We start from the raw sequence: 21008 nt of genomic DNA on the forward strand, positions 1-21008 counted from the left end.
TCACAGCACCACCTCGGTTTTCAGCGCGCGGGTTTCTTCGGCACGTTCCAGCGCCAGGGTGATCAACCGATCGATCAGCTCGGCGTAGCTCAATCCGCTGGCCTGCCAGAGTTTCGGGTACATGCTGATGGAGGTGAAGCCGGGGAGCGTGTTGACCTCGTTGATGATGATTTCCCGTGCCTCGGTGACAAAGAAATCCACCCGCGCCAAACCGGCGCAGCCCAGCACGCGATAGGCCTGCAGCGCCACCTCACGCACGGCCTCGCTCATCTCTTCGGCCATCTGCGCGGGGATGGCGATGCGCGCCTGACCGTCGTTCAGGTACTTGGTGTCGTAGGCGTAAAACTCGTCATTGGCCACGACCTCACCGCACACACTGACCTTCGGCTCGTGGTTGCCCAGCACGGCGCATTCCACTTCGCGACCGACGATACCCTGCTCGATCAGCACCTTGTTGTCGTACTCGAAGGCCAGCTTCAGGGCGGCTGCATAGCCGGCCTCGTCGGTGACTTTGCTCACGCCAACCGACGATCCCTGGCACGCCGGTTTGACGAAAAGCGGCAGGCCCAGCTGGGCGGAGACGCTGACGAAATCCACGGTCTCGCCACGCTGAAGGACCACGAACGGCGCCACCGATATACCCGCATCGCGCAGGAGCCGTTTGGTCACATCCTTGTCCATGCAAGCCGCGGAGCTCAGCACATCCGGGCCCACGAACGGAATGTCCAGCAGCCGCAGCATGCCTTGCAGGCAGCCGTCTTCGCCGAAACTGCCATGGATCAGCGGGAACACCACGTCGATGCGCGGCAGCTCTGCGCCGGTCTGCACTTCCACGAATTGCGGCCCGCTGGCGCCCGGCATCAGCGAAAGCAGACGCCCGGAGTCACTGAGCTTGATGTGCGCAGGATCAGTAGGGTTCTGCAAGTAATCCTGCTCGTCGAAGCGCAGCCAGTGGCCCTGCTTGTCGACACCAATGAGGGTGATGGAGAAGTTGTTGCGATCAATCGCGTTGATCACGTTGCGCGCCGATTGCAACGACACTTCATGCTCGGAGGATTGCCCACCGAAAACGATGGCGACTGACTTTTTCAAAGGGGGATGCTCCTGAATTTCAGGTCGCAGAGCTAAAAGCAATTTGGCCCGATAGTCCAGTGCCAAGGTGGCTTGCGAGACGGAATACAGGAAAAACGGGGCAAAAAAATCCCGCGCCCGGGTGATCGACTGGCGATGCCCGGAGCGCGGGAGGTGCTGCTGTCATTCCTCTTTCCTGGCGCCGGAACCGAAGGTCGCGAAGCGCTTGTTGAAGCCCGCGATACGGCCTTCGGTGGTGGTCTTGCGCTGTTGACCGGTGTACATGGGATGCGACGCGCTGGACACGTCGAGGGCAACATAAGGGTAGGTGGTGCCATCGGTGTGCGTGTGTGTGCGATCGGTATCAACCGTGGAGCCGATCAGGAAAAACACATCGGCAGCAGTGTCGTGGAAGAGCACTTTACGGTAGTCGGGATGGATGTCGGGCTTCATCGTTTTTCTCCAGAATGTAAACAATCATGTAATACGTTATACAGTATCAATTCGATAAAGTTCAACCGCTAACGATTTTGTAACGGTTACAACTTTCGCCTTTTCCGCCGCTTCCCCTGCCGCTAACGTTCGCGCCTCTGACGACCTCAGCCCGGTCCTCGACGGGAACGGAATGAACAAAAAACACCAGGAGGGAGTGCCATGCACTTGATCGATCGATACGAAATGAGTGTCCCGGGACACATGAAGCTGATTGACGCCCGCAGCGCGTTGAATCATCTGCAGCGTCTGGTCCAGGCAACTGGCGGCAAGCCTGAATCCGAGCAACTCGTCAGCCTGATCGAAACGATCGTGGAGGCTTTTCACGAAGCCGCTGACGACGTCATGCCGGTCAACGATCACGACGTGTTCATGCGCCAGGCGTGTGAATGGAACTACATCGCGCTGTCTCCCAAAGAGCGCGAAGTGCTCCACGAGATCCGCTGCTGCAACGACGAGGGCAAAGAAGACATTTATCGAATGGTCAGCGAGACGCTGGACCGCAAGCCGATGCTGATGCCGGAAGCTCAGTAATTCACGGTTGGGTTGGAAATCTGCGCGAAAAAAGGGGCGCCTGTGAGTTCCCCTGGTGCGTTGCTCGTCGTTAAAAATGCCGGTTCCAGGCCAACCTGACGGTGTCGCAGGGATGAGATCGAATGAAAGCGTTGAGCCGCCGTCCACCAGTCGATTTCGGACTGCTCTACGGCTTGCGAGCCGAGACGGCAGGCTCACCTGAGCGCGCCATCGCATTTTCGTTTATTTCGAATAACATCCTCAATTCTAGGCAACGTTGTCAGGGTGGTCCCGGTGCATGCGGAACTGACGACTCAGGAAGCCGCTGATCTCCTCAACGTCTCTAGACTTCATCTCGTCAAGCTGCTTGGGGAAGGCGCTCTTCCTCACTTTAAAACCGGTCGCCACCGCAGAGTGTTGTTCTCTGAACTGATGGCGTTCAAGAACAAACGCGACGAGGCCAGCCGAAAACCGATGGATGATTTGTCCCGGCTTTCAGAAGAGCTATAAAGCGAGACATCCTGCAACATCCACCCTTTGCTTTTACCCCGCAAACCCGCCACCCTGCGCGCCGCCGATCAGACCCTGCTGACGGCAAGGAACCATGGCCCCATTGGCCCCTCTTCTTTAAACACCTTTGCAAGGCCCACCGTCATGACGAACGGACGCGACCATCGCATCGACTTCTTTCGGGGTCTGGCGCTGATTTTCATTTTTTGGGATCACGTGCCAGCCAACCCTTTCGCGCAACTGACGCTGCGCAATTTTGGCTTCAGCGACGCCGCCGAGGTGTTCGTGTTTCTCGCCGGCTATGCCGCCGTACTCGCTTACGGGCGCGTGGCGCAGCGTGACGGTTATGTCGTGGCGTGCCTGCGTATCCTGCGGCGCACATGGGTGCTGTACGTCGCGCACATCTTCTTGCTGACGCTGCTGATGGGCATCGTTTTCGTCGCCAACAATCACGTCGAAACCCGGGACATGGTGCGGGAGATGGGCCTGGAGTATTTCGTCGGCAACCCGCAGCAGGCGCTGGCCGATGAGCTGTTGCTGCGCTTTAAACCCAACCTCACCGACCCGCTGCCGCTGTACATCCTGCTGATGGGCACGTTGCCGTTGATCCTGCCTGTCATGCTGCGCAACGCAGCAATGGCGATCGGCCTGTCGATTGCCCTGTACATGATGGTGCCGTTGCTCGGCTGGAACCTGCGCGCCTACGAAGGCGGCGGTTACTGGTATTTCAATCCCGTCGCCTGGCAGTTGATCTTCGTGCTCGGCGGGGCCTTTGCCTTGCACACCCAACGCGAGCTGAACGCAAAGCCCCCTGCTCGCCCGCTTTGGCAACAGCCGTCGTTTCTCGTAGCGGCGGCTTACCTGCTGATGGCCGGCGTCATCACCGTGCTGTGGAAATTTCCCGACGTGCATGACGCGCTCCTGCCTACCGCGCTCACCGAATTGATCTACCCAATCAGCAAAACCGACCTGTCGCCGCTGCGCCTGCTGCATTTCCTTGCGCTGGTGTCTGTCGTCGCGAAGACGCTGCCGACGTCGATGACCTGGCTCGACAACTGGCCTGTCCAGCAGACCTGCCGGATGGGCCGCTATTCGCTGGAGATCTTCTGCCTGGGCGTCCTCCTCGCCCCGCTGGCCGACATGGCGAACGCGCTGGCTGACGATGCCTGGCAAATGCGCGTGATCACCGCGTTGTTGGGGCTGGGATTGATGCTGCTGTTGTCGAACTGGCTGGAGTTGAACAAGCGATTGGGCAGTCCGAAAGCGGTGCAGGTGGTGAAGGTTTGAGAACCATGTCTCACTTAGATGGAGCTTCGGAAATTTCCCACTGGTTTATCAGGCAAAGCTTTTTCGCGAATTGCCGTTACGCGAAGGAGTGGACAAATCAGCGGAGGAAAAAATGGAACTACATCACCTGATGCAGCACATGGCTTTAGCACCAGCGAGGATCTCAGTACAGCTAAAGCAGGGCGACGAATCCCCCGGCAGCCTAGACGTGTCTCAAGGCCCAGTTGCCGTGGAAGATGAACAACCGTGGCTTACCGAGCCGAATATGAAGAACATAACGAGCATGGCCGACTATCTTTCCTTGAAAAGGATTGATTCGGCCATATCGCTTGAACTGGCAAATCTGGCTTATACGTCATTCAAAAACGAGCTCTATAACCTACGACCGGAACTGGCTTCCAAAAACTTCAGCTTTGGCTTTGATAGCAGTGGGAATATCCAGATACTCGACCCTCAGGAAAGTCTCTCCACAGAGGAGCGGATCTGGCTGACCGAGCAGCTAAAGCACCGAGGCATTGAGGATCATTTGGTCGACCATTCCAGCGCAATGTTAGCGTTAGCCAAATATGACAAAACCGGCTTCAATACCCGCTACAAGCTTGAGGCGGCTGATATCGCCCGGATTGTTGACTACGGAAAAATCCTCGAGAGCGACGACATGGAGCAAACGTGGAAAAAACAAATCTCTGAGAGGGCGGAAAAACGGACACCGTTTATCTCAGTGCATATCTGAAGCAGCGATAAGCTTGGCTGGAGAATGACCAGCCAAGCTCATTCATTCAGGCGGGCCCAGGAACACTTTTAATTAGCCGTTGATTGCAGATATGGCCGAATAGCCTAAGATCTTTATTGGCCTCTACCTCTCCCTTAGCACCCAGTAAAAAGTTGGAAAATACATAGCCGCCCACATAGTAATAACTTCTCCACGTGTTAGTACCGTGATTGTAGCTTACGTAATCCCTGGCCTCGTGGCCTCCGGCACAGCGCTCGAAGTTAACGACTTTGGTGACGACACCGTGCTCGTCACTGATCACCTTCTCTACGACCGGCCGAATGCGGGATTCCTTAAGACTGAGCACAAATCGCCCGACAGCCCCTTTCAGCGGCGCCCCGACAGAGTCAGTGAATCTTCCTTTCAAGATTCCTTGGGTGTAGCCCTGTGTCCATAACCAAGACGGTTCGGTATAACCTGAAGGAATCCTGTTAACACCGATTTCGTCGCTAAATTCGAAATTTTTTAAAACGGGGTAAGAGCCGATCGCCAAATGATAAGGCTGTCCAGATAAAGGGACATCCGCTCTGTGGATAACCCTGATAAGCACCTCAGTCCCAGGCATCAAACTAGAGAACTTATCTTCAGAATCAGGTTTTTTAAGCCAGTTAGCACCATCGAAGTATTCCAGCTCCCAAAACGGTGCACCTGACAATCCCGGTGTGTTAGACACCAGTACATCTTGGCCCCGGACGGAAGTAAAACTGTAGTAGTGAACGGCGGTCTTGCTTTTAAGCACAGCGTCTAACACGTGAGTTTGATCAGACAACACAGTAAGAATCATCTCACCATCATCATGTACCTCAGAAACACTTTCCTCTAAACCTTTGGCATAGGGTTGAGCGGGGGAGATTGATTGAGCGCTGGCAGGCGCGGCGAGAGTACAGACACACGCTACAAAAAATCCTCTTAACATGTCACTCAAAATTATTTTTCTGCTCATAGTTTCATCCTCTTTAAATTGATTTGCCACCGCATTCAGAGGTGACAAAAGGACGTAACTATCTCAATCAACTCCGGTCAACTGACGAGGCTGAAAACAAGAGATTTCCTACAAATCAGTCAGTCCCCATAACGGCCCCCAGGGAAGGAATAATCAGGCACGAGGCGCGAGGGGTCTAAGCGAGATCCCTCGCGCCTATCACGAAGTTCCAGCGGTTGGATGACGAACGTGCCTCCTAAAGAACCCGACCGAGCGCCGGTCACAAACTCTTCACCCGCGCCCACCAGCGTCTACGCTTGTAACAAGTGCGATGTGCAGGTTTGACCGGGCTTACGATATGGGCGCTTTTTGGCATTCCGATACGAAGAAGGCTGCGGTCAAGGCTGACAGTCAGGGAAACGGATCAGTGCCAGCCCATGCTCGCCCACGGCGTTACGTGTGGCGGTTTTTGCTGGTGGCGGTGCTGATGGCAGCAGTGATCCTGGGATTTGTGGTCTCGACCGAGGTGCGCAGCTCCCGTTTGCAGGCGCAGGAGTTCAGTCATCTGGCCCAAGGCCTGAGCTACACCGTCGCAGCCGGTCCCAGCGACGCGATTGTGTATCCCGGTGACGGGCCTTTCGACAAGCGTCTGGGCTATTCCGCCCTCGGCGAATTCCTGCCCCGCTTGCTCAAGCGTGACTACCTGATCAGCGCCCAGGCGCGTTTCTCCCCTGATCTTATGTCCTACGCCGAGCGCGGTTTCTTCGTCCCGTATCAGGAGAAGATTCAATCCGGCCTGACCATTTCTGACTGTCGCGCCGCGCCGCTGTATCAGTACACCTACCCGCAGCAGCTGTACCCGACCTTTGCCGCGATCCCACCGGTGCTGGTCAACAGTCTGTTGTTCATCGAGAACCGCGACTTGCTGGATGATCAGCGCCCGCTGGCCAACCCGGCGGTGGATTGGCCAAGGTTCTTCAAGGCGGCGCTCTCTCAGGTGGCGAAAATGGTGGGGTTGCCGGGGCAATCGGCAGGTGGCAGCACGTTGGCGACACAGTTGGAGAAGTACCGGCACTCGCCGGACGGCCTGACGCTGTCGGGCAGCGAGAAAATTCGTCAGATGGTGTCCGCCAGCGTTCGCGCTTATCAGCCGGGGCAGCAGACCCTGGAGGCGCGGCAGCGGGTGGTGCGGGACTATCTCAACAGCGTGCCGCTGTCGGCGGTCCCGGGTCATGGTGAAGTCCACGGCATGGCCGAAGGGTTGCGGGTCTGGTACGGCGCGGACTTCGACCGCACCAACCAGTTGCTGGCGTCGACGGCAAAAGACGATAAAACCCTGACGGCGCAGGGCTTGGCGCTGCGCGAAGTCCTGTCGTTGGTGATCGCGCAGCGCAGGCCCTCGCACTTTCTGGCGAAGGGGCGCAAGGAGCTCGCGGATCTGACGGACAGCCATCTGCGCGTGCTCGCGCAGAACCATGTCATCGATCAACCGCTGGCCGACGCCGCTCTGGCAGCCAGCGTGACCTATCGCGACTGGGTGCAGCAGCCGACCGTGCAACCGATTGAGAGCAACAAAGGCATCACCGTCGCCCGCACGCGGCTGTCGAACATGCTCAACCGTTCGCTCTACGACCTTGACCGCCTGGACCTTTCGGCCACCAGCACGCTGCAAAACGACCTGCAGGTCAGCGTCGGCCAGTACCTGCGCGACCTCGCCAAGCCCGAATTTGCCGGTCAGATGGGGCTGATCGGTGAGCATCTGCTGACGCCGGCCAGCACCCAGGCGGTGCGTTACAGCTTTACCCTGTTCGAGCGCGACCCTGATGGCTCGCGGGTGCGGGTGCAGACGGACAGCACGGATCAGCCGTTCGACATCAACGAGGGCAGCAAGCTGGAGCTGGGGTCGACGGCCAAGATGCGCGTGCTGACGACGTACTTGCAGATCATCGCCGAACTGCACGACAAGTACGTCGATCTGCCCGCCAGCGCCCTGAGAAAAATCCCGGTCGAGGAGTCCGACCGCCTCAGCCGCTGGGCGGTGGACTACCTGATTCAGAACACCGATCGGGACCTCGCGAAGATGCTCGCTGCAGCTCTCGATCGTCAGTATTCGGCCAGCCCCGGCGAAAGTTTTTTCACCGGCGGCGGCCTGCATCATTTCAATAATTTTCGCCGGGAGGACAACGCGCGCAACCCCACCCTTCGCGAGGCATTGCGCGAGTCGATCAACTTGCCGTTCATTCGCCTGATGCGCGATCTGGTGCGTTACACCACCTATCAGGGGCCCAACAACAGCGCGGTGTTGCTCAAGGACGACAGCGATCCGAGGCGCCAGGAATACCTGGCCGATTTCGCCGACCGCGAGGGCAAGTCATTCCTGCTGCGCTTCTGGAAACGCTATAAAAACAAATCCACCCAGGACCGGCTCGACACCTTTCTCGACGGGGTGCATCCCGCTGCGAGCCGACTTGCCGCCGTGCACCGTTACCTGCTGCCTGACGCTTCGCAAAGCGCGTTCAATGCATTCGTGCGGGCGCACATGGCCGGGGAAAAGGGTAAAACGGCGCTCACCGAGAAGCGCCTGGACGACCTCTATTTCGCCTACGGCCCCGGAAAGTTTGATCTGCCGGATCAAGGCTACGTTGCCCGCGTTCATCCGCTGGATCTGTGGCTGGTGGGGTATCTGCTGCAGAACCCGGACGCCACGTTCAAGGATGCCGTCGCGGCCAGCCGTTTCGAGCGGCAGGAGGTCTACAGCTGGCTGTTCAAGAGCCAGCACAAGAGCGCGCGCGACAGCCGCATTCGTACGATGCTGGAGATCGAAGCGTTTCTCGACATCCACCAGCGCTGGCAGCGGCTGGGCTATCCGTTCGATCATCTGGTGCCGTCGCTGGCCACCGCCATTGGCAGTTCCGGTGATCGACCCGCCGCGCTTGCCGAACTCATCGGCATCATCCAGAACGATGGCATCCGCCTGCCGGTGTTGCGCATCGACAGCCTGCACTTTGCCGCGCAGACGCCTTATGAAACCCAGCTGGTCAACAACCCCGAGCTGGGCAAACGGGTGCTGCCCTCGGAAGTCGCCGCAGCCATGCGCGAGGCGCTTTCCCAGGTGGTCGATGCCGGCACGGCAAGGCGCGTGTCCGGCAGTTTCAAAACCCGTGACGGCAGCGTGCTGGCCATGGGCGGCAAAACCGGCACGGGCGACAACCGTATCGAAAGCATTGGCGCAGGGGGTCGAATCCTGGCGTCCAAGGCCATCAACCGCACCGCGACGTTCGTGTTTTTCATCGGCGACAACCACTACGGCACGCTGACGGCCTACGTCCCGGGACGCGCCGCCGAGAGCTTCAAATTCACCTCCGCCCTTCCGGTGCAAGTCCTCAAAGGCATGGCGCCGATTCTCAATCCCTACCTGGAGCCGGGCACTTTCACCCAGTGCAAAGCGCCCGTCCCTACGCAGGTGGCCACGCTTCTGTAACCGGTATTCATCGATCCCATGCCTCTGAAACGGGACGACAACCGTTCGTCTTAACCCATCTTGTGGAAACAATAAGATATATCTTAAGGTATATCTAACTTATACCAAGAGATGAAAAAAATGAAAGACCACTCACACGATCACCCCCACCACCACCGCCCACACTTCGGCGAACACGGCGACGGCCGCGATGGTTTCGAGAAACGTCCCGGCCGTGAACGCGGTGGCCGTGGGCCTCGGGTATTTGCCCCAGGCGACCTGAAATTGATGCTGCTGGCGCTGATCGCCGATCAGCCGTGCCATGGCTATGACTTGATTCGCCAGATCGAAGCGCTGTTCGACGGCGCCTACAGCCCGAGCCCCGGCGTGATATATCCGACGTTGACCTTTCTGGAAGAAAGCGAGTTGATCCAGGGCGATGCCGAGGGCGGCAAAAAACGCTATCGCATCACCGAGGCCGGCCAGCAGTTCCTGACCGAACAGGCCGTCGCGCTGGATGGCGTGAAAATGCGCATCGAAGTCAGCAAGCGCTCGTTGCGTGGGCATGATCGTCCGCCGGAAATCCACGAGGCCGTGCATAACCTGCGTCATGCGCTGCAGATGCACCACGGCCGCTGGAACCCTGAGGAGATCCTGCGGGTTCGCGACCTGCTGAACGACACCGCGAAAGCCATCGTCGACGGCCAACAACCCGCTGCGGAGAAATCTGAATGAATGCACCCCAAGGAATTCACCGCGTCAGCCACGAGATCAAACGTCGTACGCTGCAGGTGCTGAGGGTGACCGACATCACCCCGCGCATGCGCCGCATCACCTTGCACGGGCCGCAGCTTGAAGGGTTCATCAGTCTGGGCACGGATGACCACGTCAAACTGTTGTTCGCCACCACGCCCGAAGAGCAGGCGGCGCTGGACAGTGACGCACCGCTGCAAAACGCTGAAGGCCCGCGCCCGGCGATGCGCGATTACACCCCGCGTCGCTACGACCCGCAGTCCGGCGAGCTGGACATTGATTTCGTGCTGCATGGCGACGGTCCGGCAGCGACTTGGGCGGCCCAGGCCGAAGCCGGGCAAACGCTGAATATCGCCGGGCCCCGGGGCTCGATGATCGTGCCGGACATGTTCGACAGCTACCTGCTGATCGGCGACGAGACCGCCCTCCCCGCCATCGGTCGTCGGCTGGAGGCATTGCCGGCCGGTCGGCGTGCGCTGGTGGTCGTTGAAATTGATAACGCAGCGGAGCGCCAGGCGCTGACCAGCGATGCGCAGATCGAGGTGATTTGGGTGGTGCGTGGTCAGCAAGATCTGCTTGAAGTCACGCGCAAACTGACCCTCCCGCAGGGCAGCTTGTATGCCTGGGTAGCGACCGAATCGTCCCTGTCGCGCAAGGTACGGCGGGTGCTGCTGGATGAGTTCACGCTGGACGAGGCGGCTGTCAAGGCCGCAGGTTACTGGCGCGCAGACGGTTCGGACGAGGAGTGAAGCGTTGGCGTCGCCAAAAGGGATTGAATGATGCCGGCGCGCCAGATTCGGGGCGCCCCGGCACTATTGAGGTTTAGGACTGCCCTCGGCGGCCCAAAACCTTGTCTGTCCCGAAAATGACTGCCCCGATTCCCGCAAAACCCGCCAGCACGCCCAACGCGTTGGTCAGGGCTTTAGCGACGCCCAGCGTGCCAATGTCGAGAAACGGATAGAGATAGTCACCGAAGGCATTTCCGCGCAACAGCAAATAACCGAAGTAGACGACGGGATACAGCATCCACATCAGCACATGCCTGGGTTTCAGCAGGCCTTTGGGCACCAGAAACAACCAATAGCCGAGGAACAGCACCGGCATGACGTCGTGCAGTAATTCATCGGCGATCCACTGCCAGCCCTGGGGCGTCCACAGATGGCGCAGCAGCAGGTTGTAAGCGAGGCTCACCAGAATAATGCTGGTGGTGATGCCGGCGCAGACAGCGGGAGAACGGAAGAATCGGTACCCCGCCGAATGCCGGTCAATGACCGCGCAGCTGAGCGCCACCGCCACCAGCGTGTTGGTCACCACGGTGAAGAAACTGCAGAAGCGCACCAGGCCGCCGAGCAGGCTGGCGTGGTCGATCCATCGCCCCCAGAGAATCAGATAGAGCTGCACCGCAAGCCCGAACCAGCCAAGCATGGCGGCCGTGCTGATGAAGCGGCGCCGGCCTGGCGACAGGTGCAACGGGGAGCTGTGCATTTCGATCTAATCCTGGGCAATCGGCGAGTCAGCTCAAGGGCGCTTGGTGCGCGCCAGCTTGATGTACAACCCTTCGACCTTCTCCCGCGCCCAGGGCGTCTTGCGCAGAAACGTCAGGCTGGACTTGATGCTCGGATCGCTCTTGAAGCAGCGAATGTCAATGCGCTCGGCCAGACCCGACCATTCGTAATGCTCGACCAGCGCAATGAGGATCTGCTCCAGCGTCACGCCGTGCAGCGGGTTGTTGTTGGGTGTGGTCATGACGGGCCTATGGACGCTGGTGGAACAAGACAGTTTCGCGAGCTGCGCACCTTAGCGGACCCACCGCTGGGTGTGAAGGGTTGGGTGATAGTGGGACCGGCTTTAGCCAGGAAAGCGCCAGCCGCCACGCCGTAAATCTGCGGCGTTCAATCCGGCCTCTTCCCGGCTAAAGCCGGTCCCACAATTTGATCGCATTCATTCAGCCGCAAAGGAACAGCCGCTGCACCGCTGAATCCTGCCACCTGATCACGCCTGCTCAACGCTCATCTATGCGCCACCTGCAACGGTCGCGGCATACCGTCCTTACCCACCGTCGAAGAGACGGCCTACCTAAACAAAGGACAGCGCTACCCGGGGCTCCCACCACTGTTACACCGACCGCAATGATCCATGTCGCAATTTTGACTTTTTAAAAAAACGTTAGCGTCCTATCATCGCCGCCCTAAACGCTGAAACGGCTAACTCGTCATTGATTAAGACCTTGCAACGCGCCTCCCAAGCATTGCGAGCGGCGTCGCCCTTTGCTCTCGAATAACTCAAAAAGACCTCACGCCCTATGCCCCGTCCTCTGAAACGCCCGACCTGCAAATCGTCCCGAGCCCTTCGTCATGCCAGCGCCCTGAGCCTTGCCGCATTGGAGTTTGCAAGCTGTGCCCATGCTGCACCGGCGTTCGACAGCGCGTCGCCGTGGATGCTGGGTGACTGGGGCGGCAAGCGCAGTGAGCTTTCCGAACAGGGCTACGACTTCAAGCTCGACTCAGTCATCGAAGTGGGCTCCAACCTGCACGGCGGTTACAACCACGACAAGGCGACCCGTTACAGCGACCAGTTCGCCCTCGGTGCGCACATGGATTTGCAGAAGATCCTCGGCTGGCACGACGCTGAATTTCAACTGACCCTCACCAACCGTAACGGCGACAACATCAGCAACGACCGCGTGGGCGATCCGCGCACCGGCACCATTTCGTCGTCCCAGGAAGTCTGGGGCCGCGGCAACGTCACACGCCTGACCGACCTCTGGTACCAGCAGAAATTTATCGACCAGACGCTCAGCGTCAAGGTCGGCCGGTTCAACGAAGGCGAAGATTTCAACACCTTCCCGTGCGACTTCCAGAACCTGGCGCTGTGCGGCTCCCAGGTCGGCAACTGGGACGGCGGGATCTGGTACAACTGGCCGGTCAGCCAGTGGGCAATGCGCGTCAAATATCAGCTGACCCCTGAACTGTTCGTGCAGGTTGGTGCGTTCGAACAGAACCCCTCCAACCTGGAAAACGATAACGCCTTCAAACTCAGCGGCAGCGGTACCCAGGGCGCCGTGTTGCCGGTCGAGGTGGTCTGGTCGCCGAAGGTCAACGGCCTGCCGGGCGAATACCGCGCCGGTTACTACTACAGCACCGCCGACAGCAGCGACGTCTCCAAGGACAGCAACGGTCGATACGCCGCCCGGAGCGGCGATGACTACGCCTCGTCATCCAGCAAACACGGCATGTGGCTGACCCTGCGCCAGCAAGTCACCAGCGAGGCCAGCGACAACAGCCGCGGCCTGAGCCTGTTCGCCAACGGCACGCTGCACGACAAGAAAACCAACATGATCGACAACTTCGTTGCCCTCGGTGCGACGTACAAAGGCCCGTTCGATGCGCGCCCCGAGGATGACATCGGCGTCGGCATCAGCCGCATCCACGTCAACCCGGCGTACCGGAAGAACAGCAACCTGCGCAATCAGGCCGAAGGCGTTGCGGACTACAACGACCCGGCGTTCATGCCCGTGCAGGACACCGAATACAACGCCGAAATCTACTACGGCGTGCACGTCGCCAACTGGCTGACCGTGCGCCCGAACCTGCAATTCATCCGCCATCCGGGCGGTGTGAATCAGGTTGATGACGCGCTGGTCGCGGGGTTGAAAATCCAGTCCTCGTTCTGATCAGCCCAGCTCGCCCGTCTGCACCCAGGCATCGGCATTGAAGGCATGGCTAAACGGCCGCGCCTTCACGCCAACACGCGTTAACCACCACATCGTTACGGAGTACAACACTTATGAGCACTGAGGGTGCTTTCGGTAAGGGTCGCCTGCTTCCGAGCTTGCTCGGGCTGGTCATTCTGATAATGGGCCTGGCCTTGCTGGTCGGCGGCATCAAACTGCTGACGCTGGGCGGGTCGCTTTACTACCTGCTAGCCGGCATCGGCTTCGCCATCACCGGCGTCCTGCTGATGATGGGTCGCGGCGCGGCATTCGGCCTGTACGCACTGGTGCTGTTCGCCAGTACCGTGTGGGCGCTGTGGGAAGTGGGTCTGGATTGGTGGCAGCTGGTGCCGCGTCTGGCACTCTGGTTTGCTTTGGGCATCGTCATGCTGCTGCCATGGTTCCGTCGTCCGGTCCTGCGTGGCCAGGTCGGCGATACGGGCACTCGCGCATTGGGCGCCGCCGTGATTGTCGCGGGCATCGCCGCGCTGGCCAGCCAGTTCACAAACCCGGGTGAAATCAAAGGCCAGCTGGACCGCGAAACCGCCGGCACCACCAGCGCCGCGCCGGCCATGCCTGACGGCGACTGGCAGTCCTACGGCCGCACGGCCTTCGGCGATCGCTACTCGCCGCTGTCGCAGATCACCCCGGACAACGTCAGCAAGCTGGTCCCGGCGTGGACCTATCGCACGGGCGACATTCCGGGTCCGAACGACCCGGGTGAGACCACGGCCGAAAACACCCCGCTGAAAGTCAACGGCATGCTCTACGTCTGCACGCCGCACAGCCAGGTCATCGCACTGGACCCGGACACCGGCAAGGAAATCTGGCGCTTCGATCCGAAGATCAGCAGCGGCAAGGCGGCCAACTTCAAGGGTTGGGCGCACATGACCTGCCGTGGCGTGTCGTATCACGATGACGCCGCCTACGCTGCCACCGCGCCGACCGACGCTGCCGCACCTGCGCAAAGCCCTGCTGCTCCAGCGGTTGCCGGCGCAGCCAATGCCTGCCCGCGTCGCATCTTCCTGCCAACCGCCGACACCCGTCTGATCGCCCTGAACGCCGACACCGGCAAGATGTGTGAAGACTTCGGCACCAACGGTTCGATCGACCTGAGCGCCAACATCGGCACTTACGCACCGGGCGGTTACTACTCGACGTCGCCACCGGCAGTGACCAAAGACCTCGTGGTCATTGGCGGTCACGTCACCGATAACGTTTCCACCGACGAGCCGTCGGGCGTGATCCGTGCGTTCGACGTGCACACCGGCCGTCTGGTCTGGAACTGGGACAGCGGCAATCCGGACGACACCACGCCGCTTGCCGAGGGCAAGACCTACACCCGCAACTCGCCCAACATGTGGTCGATGTTCAGCGTCGACGAAAAGCTGGGCATGCTCTACCTGCCGATGGGCAACCAGATGCCTGATCAGTGGGGCGGCGACCGCACCGAGGCCTCGGAGAAATTCAGCGCCGGTCTGGTCGCGCTGGACATCGCCACCGGTCACGTGAAATGGAGCTTCCAGTTCACCCACCACGACCTGTGGGACATGGACGTCGGCGGTCAGCCAACGCTCATGGACATGAAAACCGCTGACGGCGTGAAGCCTGCTGTTCTGGCCTCCACCAAGCAGGGCAGCATCTATGTGCTGGACCGCAGCAACGGTCAGCCCATCGTGCCGATCAATGAAATCCCTGTACCCCAAGGCGCTGTCGCCGGCGATCACACCTCGCCTACCCAGCCGAAGTCCGACCTGAACTTCATGCCGCCGCCGCTGAAAGAGCGCGACATGTGGGGCGTGACGCCGTTTGATCAGATGCTGTGCCGCATCGACTTCAAATCCCTGCGTTATGAAGGTCCGTTCACTCCGCCGTCGCTGCAAGGCACATTGGTGTACCCGGGTAACTTCGGTGTGTTCGACTGGGGCGGCATTTCGGTCGATCCGGTGCGTCAGATTGCTTTCGTGAACCCGAGCTACATGGCGTTCCGTTCCAAACTGGTGCCGGCGGCTGAAGTCGCAGGCGGCCCGGGTCGCAAGAGCGAAACCGAAGGCGTGCAGCCGAACAAGGGCGCGCCTTACGGTGTGATCCTCGAAGCAATGCTGTCGCCAATGGGCCTGCCGTGCCAGGCGCCAGCGTGGGGTTATGTGGCGGCGGTCGATCTGACCAACCACCAGACCATCTGGAAGCACAAGAACGGCACCGTGCGTGACAGCGCGCCGGTTCCGATCCCGCTGACCATGGGCGTTCCAAGCCTGGGCGGCACGTTCATCACTGCCAGTGGTGTGTCGTTCCTCAGTGCCACGCTGGACCAGTACCTGCGTGCCTACGACGTTCGTAACGGCAAGCAGTTGTGGGAAGGCCGCCTGCCAGCAGGCGCCCAGACCACGCCGATGACTTACACCGGCAAGGACGGCAAGCAATACGTGCTGGTCGTTGCAGGCGGTCACGGTTCGCTGGGCACCAAACAGGGCGATTACGTCATCGCCTACAAACTGCCGGATTGATCCGCTTCACTGATTAGCGTCGTGCAGTAACAGAAAAGGCGGTCCCGAAAGGTGACCGCCTTTTCTATGCGCGCCGAAACGCTCAAAAGGGGACCGCTCAAAAGGGGACAGATTTATTTACAACGCTTCACCGTAAATAAATCTGTCCCCTTTTGCGATGACTTACACCGGCAAGGACGGCAAGCAATACGTGCTGGTCGTTGCAGGCGGTCACGGTTCGCTGGGCACCAAACAGGGCGATTACGTCATCGCCTACAAACTGCCGGATTGATCCGCTTCGCTGATTAGCGTCGTGCAGTAACAGAAAAGGCGGTCCCGTGAGGTGACCGCCTTTTTTTCTGCGCGCCGAAACGCTCAAAAGGGGACAGATTTATTTACAACGCTTCACCGTAAATAAATCTGTCCCCTTTTGCGTGCGCCACAACGCTTCACCGTAAATAAATCTGTCCCCTTTTGCGGTCCCCTTTAGCGCCCCTACTTTTCGATCACCTCACCACGCTGGGGCGCCAGCCTGGCAATAAAGCAGTTCTGCGTCGTCACCGGAATGTGCTGCTCGTTCATCGCATCGATAAGGTTCTCGACCAACGCATTGAAATCGCTGCGGCTGAGTTTCATGCCCTTGTGCACTTCTTCCAGGGAGTCACCGGTGTACGTGCACGGCCCGCCGGCTTCGACGCAAAACCTTTCCACCAGCTTGTCGCGTACCCGAACGATGTCGACCTTGGCGAAGTATTTATAAATGCGGTCATCCTGAGCAATGTGCAGCAGCATGCCTTCGACGATTTTCTGGATGCCGGCGCGCTGGCCCAGGTCCTGATAGAGGCTGTCGTCCTTGGGCGGCTGTTGGGCGCACCCCGCCAGCAACGACAGACTGAACCCGAGAATCAGCCACAGAGACCGCCCCATCAGAAACTCCCCTGCACGGAAAGGTAGGTGCCGTTCTGGTTGTCCAGCGTGGCGATTTCACCGAGCCGGGCGTAGGCCAGCACCACGGAAACATGCTTGTTGGGAAACCAGCCGACAAAGAAGTCCGCCCAGTCGCTTTCGCCGGCGAACGACAGATTGTCGGGCTTCTCTCGGTAGTCCATCCCCACTGCCCAGTGCGGGTTGAACAGGATGGCTGCGCCGCCCTCTTTCAGTACGCTGCGGGTATCGCGCCGGTCGCCGCCAAAGCCCATCAGCCCGGTTTCGTTGGCACGGCTGTAACGCAGGCCGGCGTTGACCACCAGGTTGTAGCCAAAGGCCGCGCCCATGAACAGACGGCTCGCGGTGACATAACCCTCGACGTCCGAATCGCGCTTGGCGCCCACCAGGCTGGGGATGAGGAAATCATTCTGGTGTTTGTATTCCAGCCCCGCCGACACCTGCGGCAACTGATCGTAGATCAGGTCGCCAAACAGGCGAACCTTCACGCCGAAGATGTCCTGGGTGAGGTTGTCATCCGGGAGGTTGAGCTTGCTGACCAGTGAGCCCAGGTCGAAGCGTTGATGGGCGTAGGAAACCTCAATCCGATTGCCGTAGGACGCTGCAGCGCCGACCACATCGAGGGTGTAGTCCGGCAAGTCGACGTGGGTGGCGAACGCGTTGCCGCCCCACTCGCCCTGCTCGTCATACCCGGCCAGCATGGCCCAGGGGATGATCCCGCCGCCTGCGCCGCCTTCAATGCTGCTGGCGCCGCCGGTGGCGATCAGGCGCCCCTGCTCGGCTTCGGCCGCCGGCGCGAACCATGTCGCACAGCCTCCGACCACGCTGGCAAGCAGCACGGGATTCAAGTACGTCGAAAGGCGTCGTGCCATAAATCCGTGTTCCATCAATACACCGTCATGCGGGGTGGGAGCTGGGAGCGGGCAATCCAGGCTTCGAAAGCGATCGCATCGAGCGGACGGCTGATCAGGTAGCCTTGCGCGGTATCGCAGTGCCACCGCTCCAGCAGACGGAGGCTGTGTTCGTACTCGACGCCCTCGGCGACCACCTTCAGGCCCAGGTTGTGGCTCATCTCGATGGTCGACCGCACGATGACGGCGTCTTCGCTGGTTTCATCCAGATCGCGCACGAAGGACTGATCGATCTTCAATTCCTGCACCGGCAGCCGCTTGAGGTGCGCCAGCGAGGAGTAACCGGTGCCGAAATCATCCACCGACAGGCTGATGCCGAATTCGCGCAGGCGATTGAGCACCTTTAGCGACTGCTCGGGTTCGCGCATGATGGCGCTTTCGGTGATCTCGAAAATCAACTGTTCGGCCGGCACGCGGTACAGCTTGAGCAGCGCAGCAACGCGGTCAGCCAGATTGCCGTCCAACAGGTCGTCCGCCGAGATGTTCACCGACACTTGCAGAACCAGACCGCGATACGCCCATTCGGCCAACTGGCGCAGGGCTTCTTCGATCACCCAGTTGGTGAGGATCTGAATACTGCCGGTGCGCTCTGCCAGCACGATGAACTCGGCCGGGGACACCGAGCCGAATTGCGGGTGCTGCCAGCGCAGCAAGGCTTCGGCCTGAGTCACGCGGCCGTTGCGGATATCCAGTTTGGGCTGGTAATGCAGGGACAGTTCGCCATTGCGCGCGGCCTGACGCAGGTCGCGGATCAGGCTGATCTGGCGCAAGTGGGCGACATCGCGACCGTCCACATAGACCTGCAGACGGCCCGGCAGCTGCGCCGCGTCTTGCCGCGCAATGGAGGCACGTCTGAGCAACTCGGACGCCGAATCGCCATTGGCCGGATAGGCCGCGATGCCGATGCAGGCATCCATCGCGATGTCCTGCTCGCCAATGCGCTGAGGCTTGACCAATAGACGCTGCAGCCGGTCGGCCACCGCGACGGCACTGTCGGTTTCAGCGTTGTGCACCAGCAGCAGAAATTCGTTGTCGGAGAGCCGCGCCACCGTATCACCGGGACGCAGCGGCTCCTGCAGTTGCTCGCTGATGATGCGCAGCAGTTGCTCGACTCCCTCGAGACCGACGTTGGTACTGATCGCGCGGAAGTTATCGATGCCCAGATAAAGCAGGGCCACTGGCCGTTGAGCAATGACTGCGCTGCCGAGGCGTTCCATGACCAGCGCGCGATTGGGCAGCCCGGTGAGTGGATCATGCAGGGCGTTGTGGGCCAGTTGCAGCTCACGCTCGGCGATCCCGCTCTGCATCGAATTGATAGCGCTGGCGAGCAGCCCCAGTTCATCCCGGCGATCCAGCACCACGGGGGTGGCGTAATCACCTTCGCCAATGCGCCGGGCCGCCTGGGCCAGGGCACTCACCGGCCGCGACAGGTTGCGCGCCAGTAACAACGCGCCGACCAGCGAGCACGCCAGCGCCACGACAGTGATCCAGAACAGCGTCTTGTCCAGCGGCGCGAATGCCTGCATGGCCTGATCCAGCGGGCTCTGCAGCAGGGCCACGACCTCGCTGTCGCTGTTGCTCCCCAGGCGCAGGGTTTTGCTCAGAAAACTCTGGTTCTGATGCTCGGTCATCTGCATCTCGTCGCTGGGCGGGTTCATCATCACCCCGCGCAGGCTGTCGAACAGCGGCGCCGGCTGGGTGCTGATCATCTGACCCGGCTGCTTTTGCACGATCGACAGAAACGACACCTGCAAACCGCTCAACGAGCGCAGTTCCTGCGCCAGATCACCGTCCATGCTGAAGCCCATCACCACGCGCGCGATCGGCAGCGGTGCGAGGACCGTGCTCTCCACCAGCAAGTGCGGCTGGCCCTGCAACGGCACGATGAGCATCGACTGATTCTTACCCTTGAGCTCACGCAACGCCTGGGTGTAGGGAAACGGCGAGCCTTCGGGGATCTGCGCGACTGTGCTGGCCATGACCGTGCCGTCCATGCCCAGCAGGAACATGTCATTGGCGTTGATTCTGGCGCCGTGATTGAGCAGCACCGAGCGGATGGTCGCCGAGTCCGCCGATGCCACGGCGTCACGGAAGCCGAAATCGGTGGACAGCAATTGCACGGCGTCGCGCAGCCGCTTGCCGCGCATTTCCAGCAAACCTTCGAACACCCGGGTGCCGACTTCGAGCTGTGCCTGGGCCTGCTTGCGAACCGCGTCCTGGGTCGCCGCTCTCACCGCAATAAACACGGCGAAGACCACGATCAGCAGCAGCATGATCAACACGCCGGCAATCCGCGCCTGAAAGCTGATGCGCACCTTCATTCGTGGGCTGCTTTATGAAAGGCATCGCCGAACGCGCTGGGCGTCGGCGCGGCCGGGGTGTTATCCGCATTGGGCTGCACAGCGATGCTGAACCGTTGCTTGAGGCCGCCGGCCGGAATGTCGATGTCGCCACCGGACACGGGCAGCATGTCGGCCCCCTGGGGGTGCCAGAGAGTGACGGCGTAGTGACCGGCGGGCACTTGATCCAGGGTCAGAGCGCCCTTGTCGTTGCTGACGCCGAACCAGCCATCGTCGGTGACGTACACATACCCGATCATGTTGTCGTGGACGTTGCAGCCGAGCACGACCACGCCCGGCTTGTCGAACAGCACGGGGGCCGACGGGGTACCACCATACAACCGCAATTCAAAACGCTTGGGCGTCGAGAACGAATACACCTGATGGCGGATTTGATCGCTGTTGGGGAAACTGATTTCCGTCCCGCTGCGGACGGCCAGCACGTGGGGGGCAAATTGCACATCGCGCTGGTCCATGTCGGCTTTCATCGGCCCGGCAGGCGGCGCCGTTGCGCCGCGCAGGGTAAGCACAGCGTCGGGAAGCGGCTTGCCCTGGGCATCAACGAATTCGGCGGTCAGGCTGGCCGCACTGGCAAGGGTGCCCTGCAGCGCAATTACAACCAGCAACAATGAAATAAAAACGTGGCGCATGACAGATGTTCCAGACAGCGAGGCCGGCAGAGCCTCCGTGGCGATGATTTCCAGCGTAGCCCACATCGGCGGTCAGCGATATCAGACGGACTTCCAGCAAAGCACATGGCCTTCATTCATGGCCTTCATTAATGGAATGCCAAGGCCTGGCGCAACGCCTTACAGGCTTTAAAACGATCCCCCGT

Annotated in this window: 17 protein-coding genes and 2 pseudogenes; 10 read left to right on the forward strand and 9 right to left on the reverse strand. The window is 60.2% G+C overall.

Annotation, left to right across the window (positions count from 1 at the left end):
- Both ddlA and SLW75_RS14335 read right to left on the reverse strand, forming a co-directional pair.
- A complete protein-coding gene (gene ddlA / locus SLW75_RS14330; protein ID WP_410934771.1) occupies positions 1-1092 on the reverse strand; it encodes a D-alanine--D-alanine ligase in 1092 nt (363 codons plus the stop codon).
- A gap of 162 nt (positions 1093-1254) precedes the next feature.
- Positions 1255-1524: a type B 50S ribosomal protein L31 gene (locus SLW75_RS14335; protein WP_065992508.1), complete on the reverse strand. Its 270-nt coding sequence runs from the start codon at positions 1522-1524 to the stop codon at positions 1255-1257.
- A 201-nt stretch (positions 1525-1725) separates the two neighbouring features.
- Between SLW75_RS14335 and SLW75_RS14340 the strand changes: the two genes are divergently transcribed.
- The 4 genes and pseudogenes from SLW75_RS14340 (at position 1726) to SLW75_RS14355 (ending at position 4606) form a co-directional block, all read left to right on the forward strand.
- A complete protein-coding gene (locus SLW75_RS14340) occupies positions 1726-2097 on the forward strand; it encodes a hypothetical protein (RefSeq protein ID WP_065992506.1) in 372 nt (123 codons plus the stop codon).
- Between the two features lie 246 nt (positions 2098-2343).
- Positions 2344-2586 (forward strand): annotated as a pseudogene (locus SLW75_RS14345) (excisionase family DNA-binding protein); the annotation flags it as partial.
- A gap of 144 nt (positions 2587-2730) precedes the next feature.
- The gene (locus tag SLW75_RS14350) at positions 2731-3873 is read left to right on the forward strand and encodes an OpgC domain-containing protein (RefSeq protein WP_410934772.1); all 1143 of its coding nucleotides are present in this window, start codon (positions 2731-2733) and stop codon (positions 3871-3873) included.
- Positions 3874-3985: 112 nt separating this feature from the next.
- On the forward strand, positions 3986-4606 hold the full coding sequence (locus SLW75_RS14355) for a hypothetical protein (protein ID WP_410934773.1): 621 nt from the start codon (positions 3986-3988) through the stop codon (positions 4604-4606).
- Positions 4607-4652: 46 nt separating this feature from the next.
- Here the strand turns inward: SLW75_RS14355 and SLW75_RS14360 are convergent, their stop codons facing one another.
- Complete coding sequence (locus tag SLW75_RS14360; protein WP_192135182.1) at positions 4653-5588, reverse strand: hypothetical protein; 936 nt, start codon at positions 5586-5588, stop codon at positions 4653-4655.
- Between the two features lie 337 nt (positions 5589-5925).
- On the opposite strand from SLW75_RS14360, the gene SLW75_RS14365 reads away from it, so the two are divergent.
- The 3 genes from SLW75_RS14365 (at position 5926) to SLW75_RS14375 (ending at position 10529) form a co-directional block, all read left to right on the forward strand.
- Positions 5926-9048, forward strand: a complete 3123-nt coding sequence (locus tag SLW75_RS14365) for a transglycosylase domain-containing protein (protein ID WP_410934774.1) — start codon at positions 5926-5928, stop codon at positions 9046-9048.
- A gap of 120 nt (positions 9049-9168) precedes the next feature.
- Positions 9169-9762: a PadR family transcriptional regulator gene (locus SLW75_RS14370; protein ID WP_369318387.1), complete on the forward strand. Its 594-nt coding sequence runs from the start codon at positions 9169-9171 to the stop codon at positions 9760-9762.
- A complete protein-coding gene (locus SLW75_RS14375) occupies positions 9759-10529 on the forward strand; it encodes a siderophore-interacting protein (RefSeq protein ID WP_410934775.1) in 771 nt (256 codons plus the stop codon). Before SLW75_RS14370 ends, SLW75_RS14375 begins: the two co-directional genes overlap by 4 nt.
- Before the next feature lie 73 nt (positions 10530-10602).
- On the opposite strand, the gene SLW75_RS14380 is transcribed toward SLW75_RS14375, so the two are convergent.
- On the reverse strand, positions 10603-11265 hold the full coding sequence (locus SLW75_RS14380) for a Pr6Pr family membrane protein (protein ID WP_410934776.1): 663 nt from the start codon (positions 11263-11265) through the stop codon (positions 10603-10605).
- 33 nt (positions 11266-11298) lie between these two features.
- Complete coding sequence (locus tag SLW75_RS14385) at positions 11299-11526, reverse strand: VF530 family DNA-binding protein (RefSeq protein ID WP_074888901.1); 228 nt, start codon at positions 11524-11526, stop codon at positions 11299-11301.
- 556 nt (positions 11527-12082) lie between these two features.
- Between SLW75_RS14385 and SLW75_RS14390 the strand changes: the two genes are divergently transcribed.
- The 3 genes and pseudogenes from SLW75_RS14390 to SLW75_RS14400 form a co-directional block, all read left to right on the forward strand.
- Positions 12083-13453: a carbohydrate porin gene (locus tag SLW75_RS14390; RefSeq protein WP_410934777.1), complete on the forward strand. Its 1371-nt coding sequence runs from the start codon at positions 12083-12085 to the stop codon at positions 13451-13453.
- A gap of 113 nt (positions 13454-13566) precedes the next feature.
- The gene (locus SLW75_RS14395) at positions 13567-15999 is read left to right on the forward strand and encodes a glucose/quinate/shikimate family membrane-bound PQQ-dependent dehydrogenase (protein WP_065992486.1); all 2433 of its coding nucleotides are present in this window, start codon (positions 13567-13569) and stop codon (positions 15997-15999) included.
- A 157-nt stretch (positions 16000-16156) separates the two neighbouring features.
- A pseudogene (locus SLW75_RS14400) lies at positions 16157-16270 on the forward strand (hypothetical protein); the annotation flags it as partial.
- Positions 16271-16473: 203 nt separating this feature from the next.
- Here SLW75_RS14400 and SLW75_RS14405 read toward each other — a convergent pair.
- The 4 genes from SLW75_RS14405 to SLW75_RS14420 are packed head-to-tail and all read right to left on the reverse strand — an operon-like array spanning position 16474 to position 20823.
- Positions 16474-16905, reverse strand: a complete 432-nt coding sequence (locus SLW75_RS14405; RefSeq protein WP_410934778.1) for a group I truncated hemoglobin — start codon at positions 16903-16905, stop codon at positions 16474-16476.
- On the reverse strand, positions 16905-17795 hold the full coding sequence (locus tag SLW75_RS14410; protein WP_410928555.1) for a DUF3034 family protein: 891 nt from the start codon (positions 17793-17795) through the stop codon (positions 16905-16907). Before SLW75_RS14410 ends, SLW75_RS14405 begins: the two co-directional genes overlap by 1 nt.
- A 14-nt stretch (positions 17796-17809) precedes the next feature.
- Complete coding sequence (locus SLW75_RS14415) at positions 17810-20155, reverse strand: bifunctional diguanylate cyclase/phosphodiesterase (protein WP_065992482.1); 2346 nt, start codon at positions 20153-20155, stop codon at positions 17810-17812.
- Complete coding sequence (locus SLW75_RS14420) at positions 20152-20823, reverse strand: methylamine utilization protein (RefSeq protein ID WP_410934779.1); 672 nt, start codon at positions 20821-20823, stop codon at positions 20152-20154. The genes SLW75_RS14415 and SLW75_RS14420 overlap by 4 nt, the downstream gene beginning before the upstream one ends.
- Between the last annotated feature and the right edge of the window lie 185 nt (positions 20824-21008).

It is taken from the genome of Pseudomonas sp. W5-01, assembly GCF_046540435.1.
Classification (GTDB): domain Bacteria; phylum Pseudomonadota; class Gammaproteobacteria; order Pseudomonadales; family Pseudomonadaceae; genus Aquipseudomonas; species Aquipseudomonas graminis_B.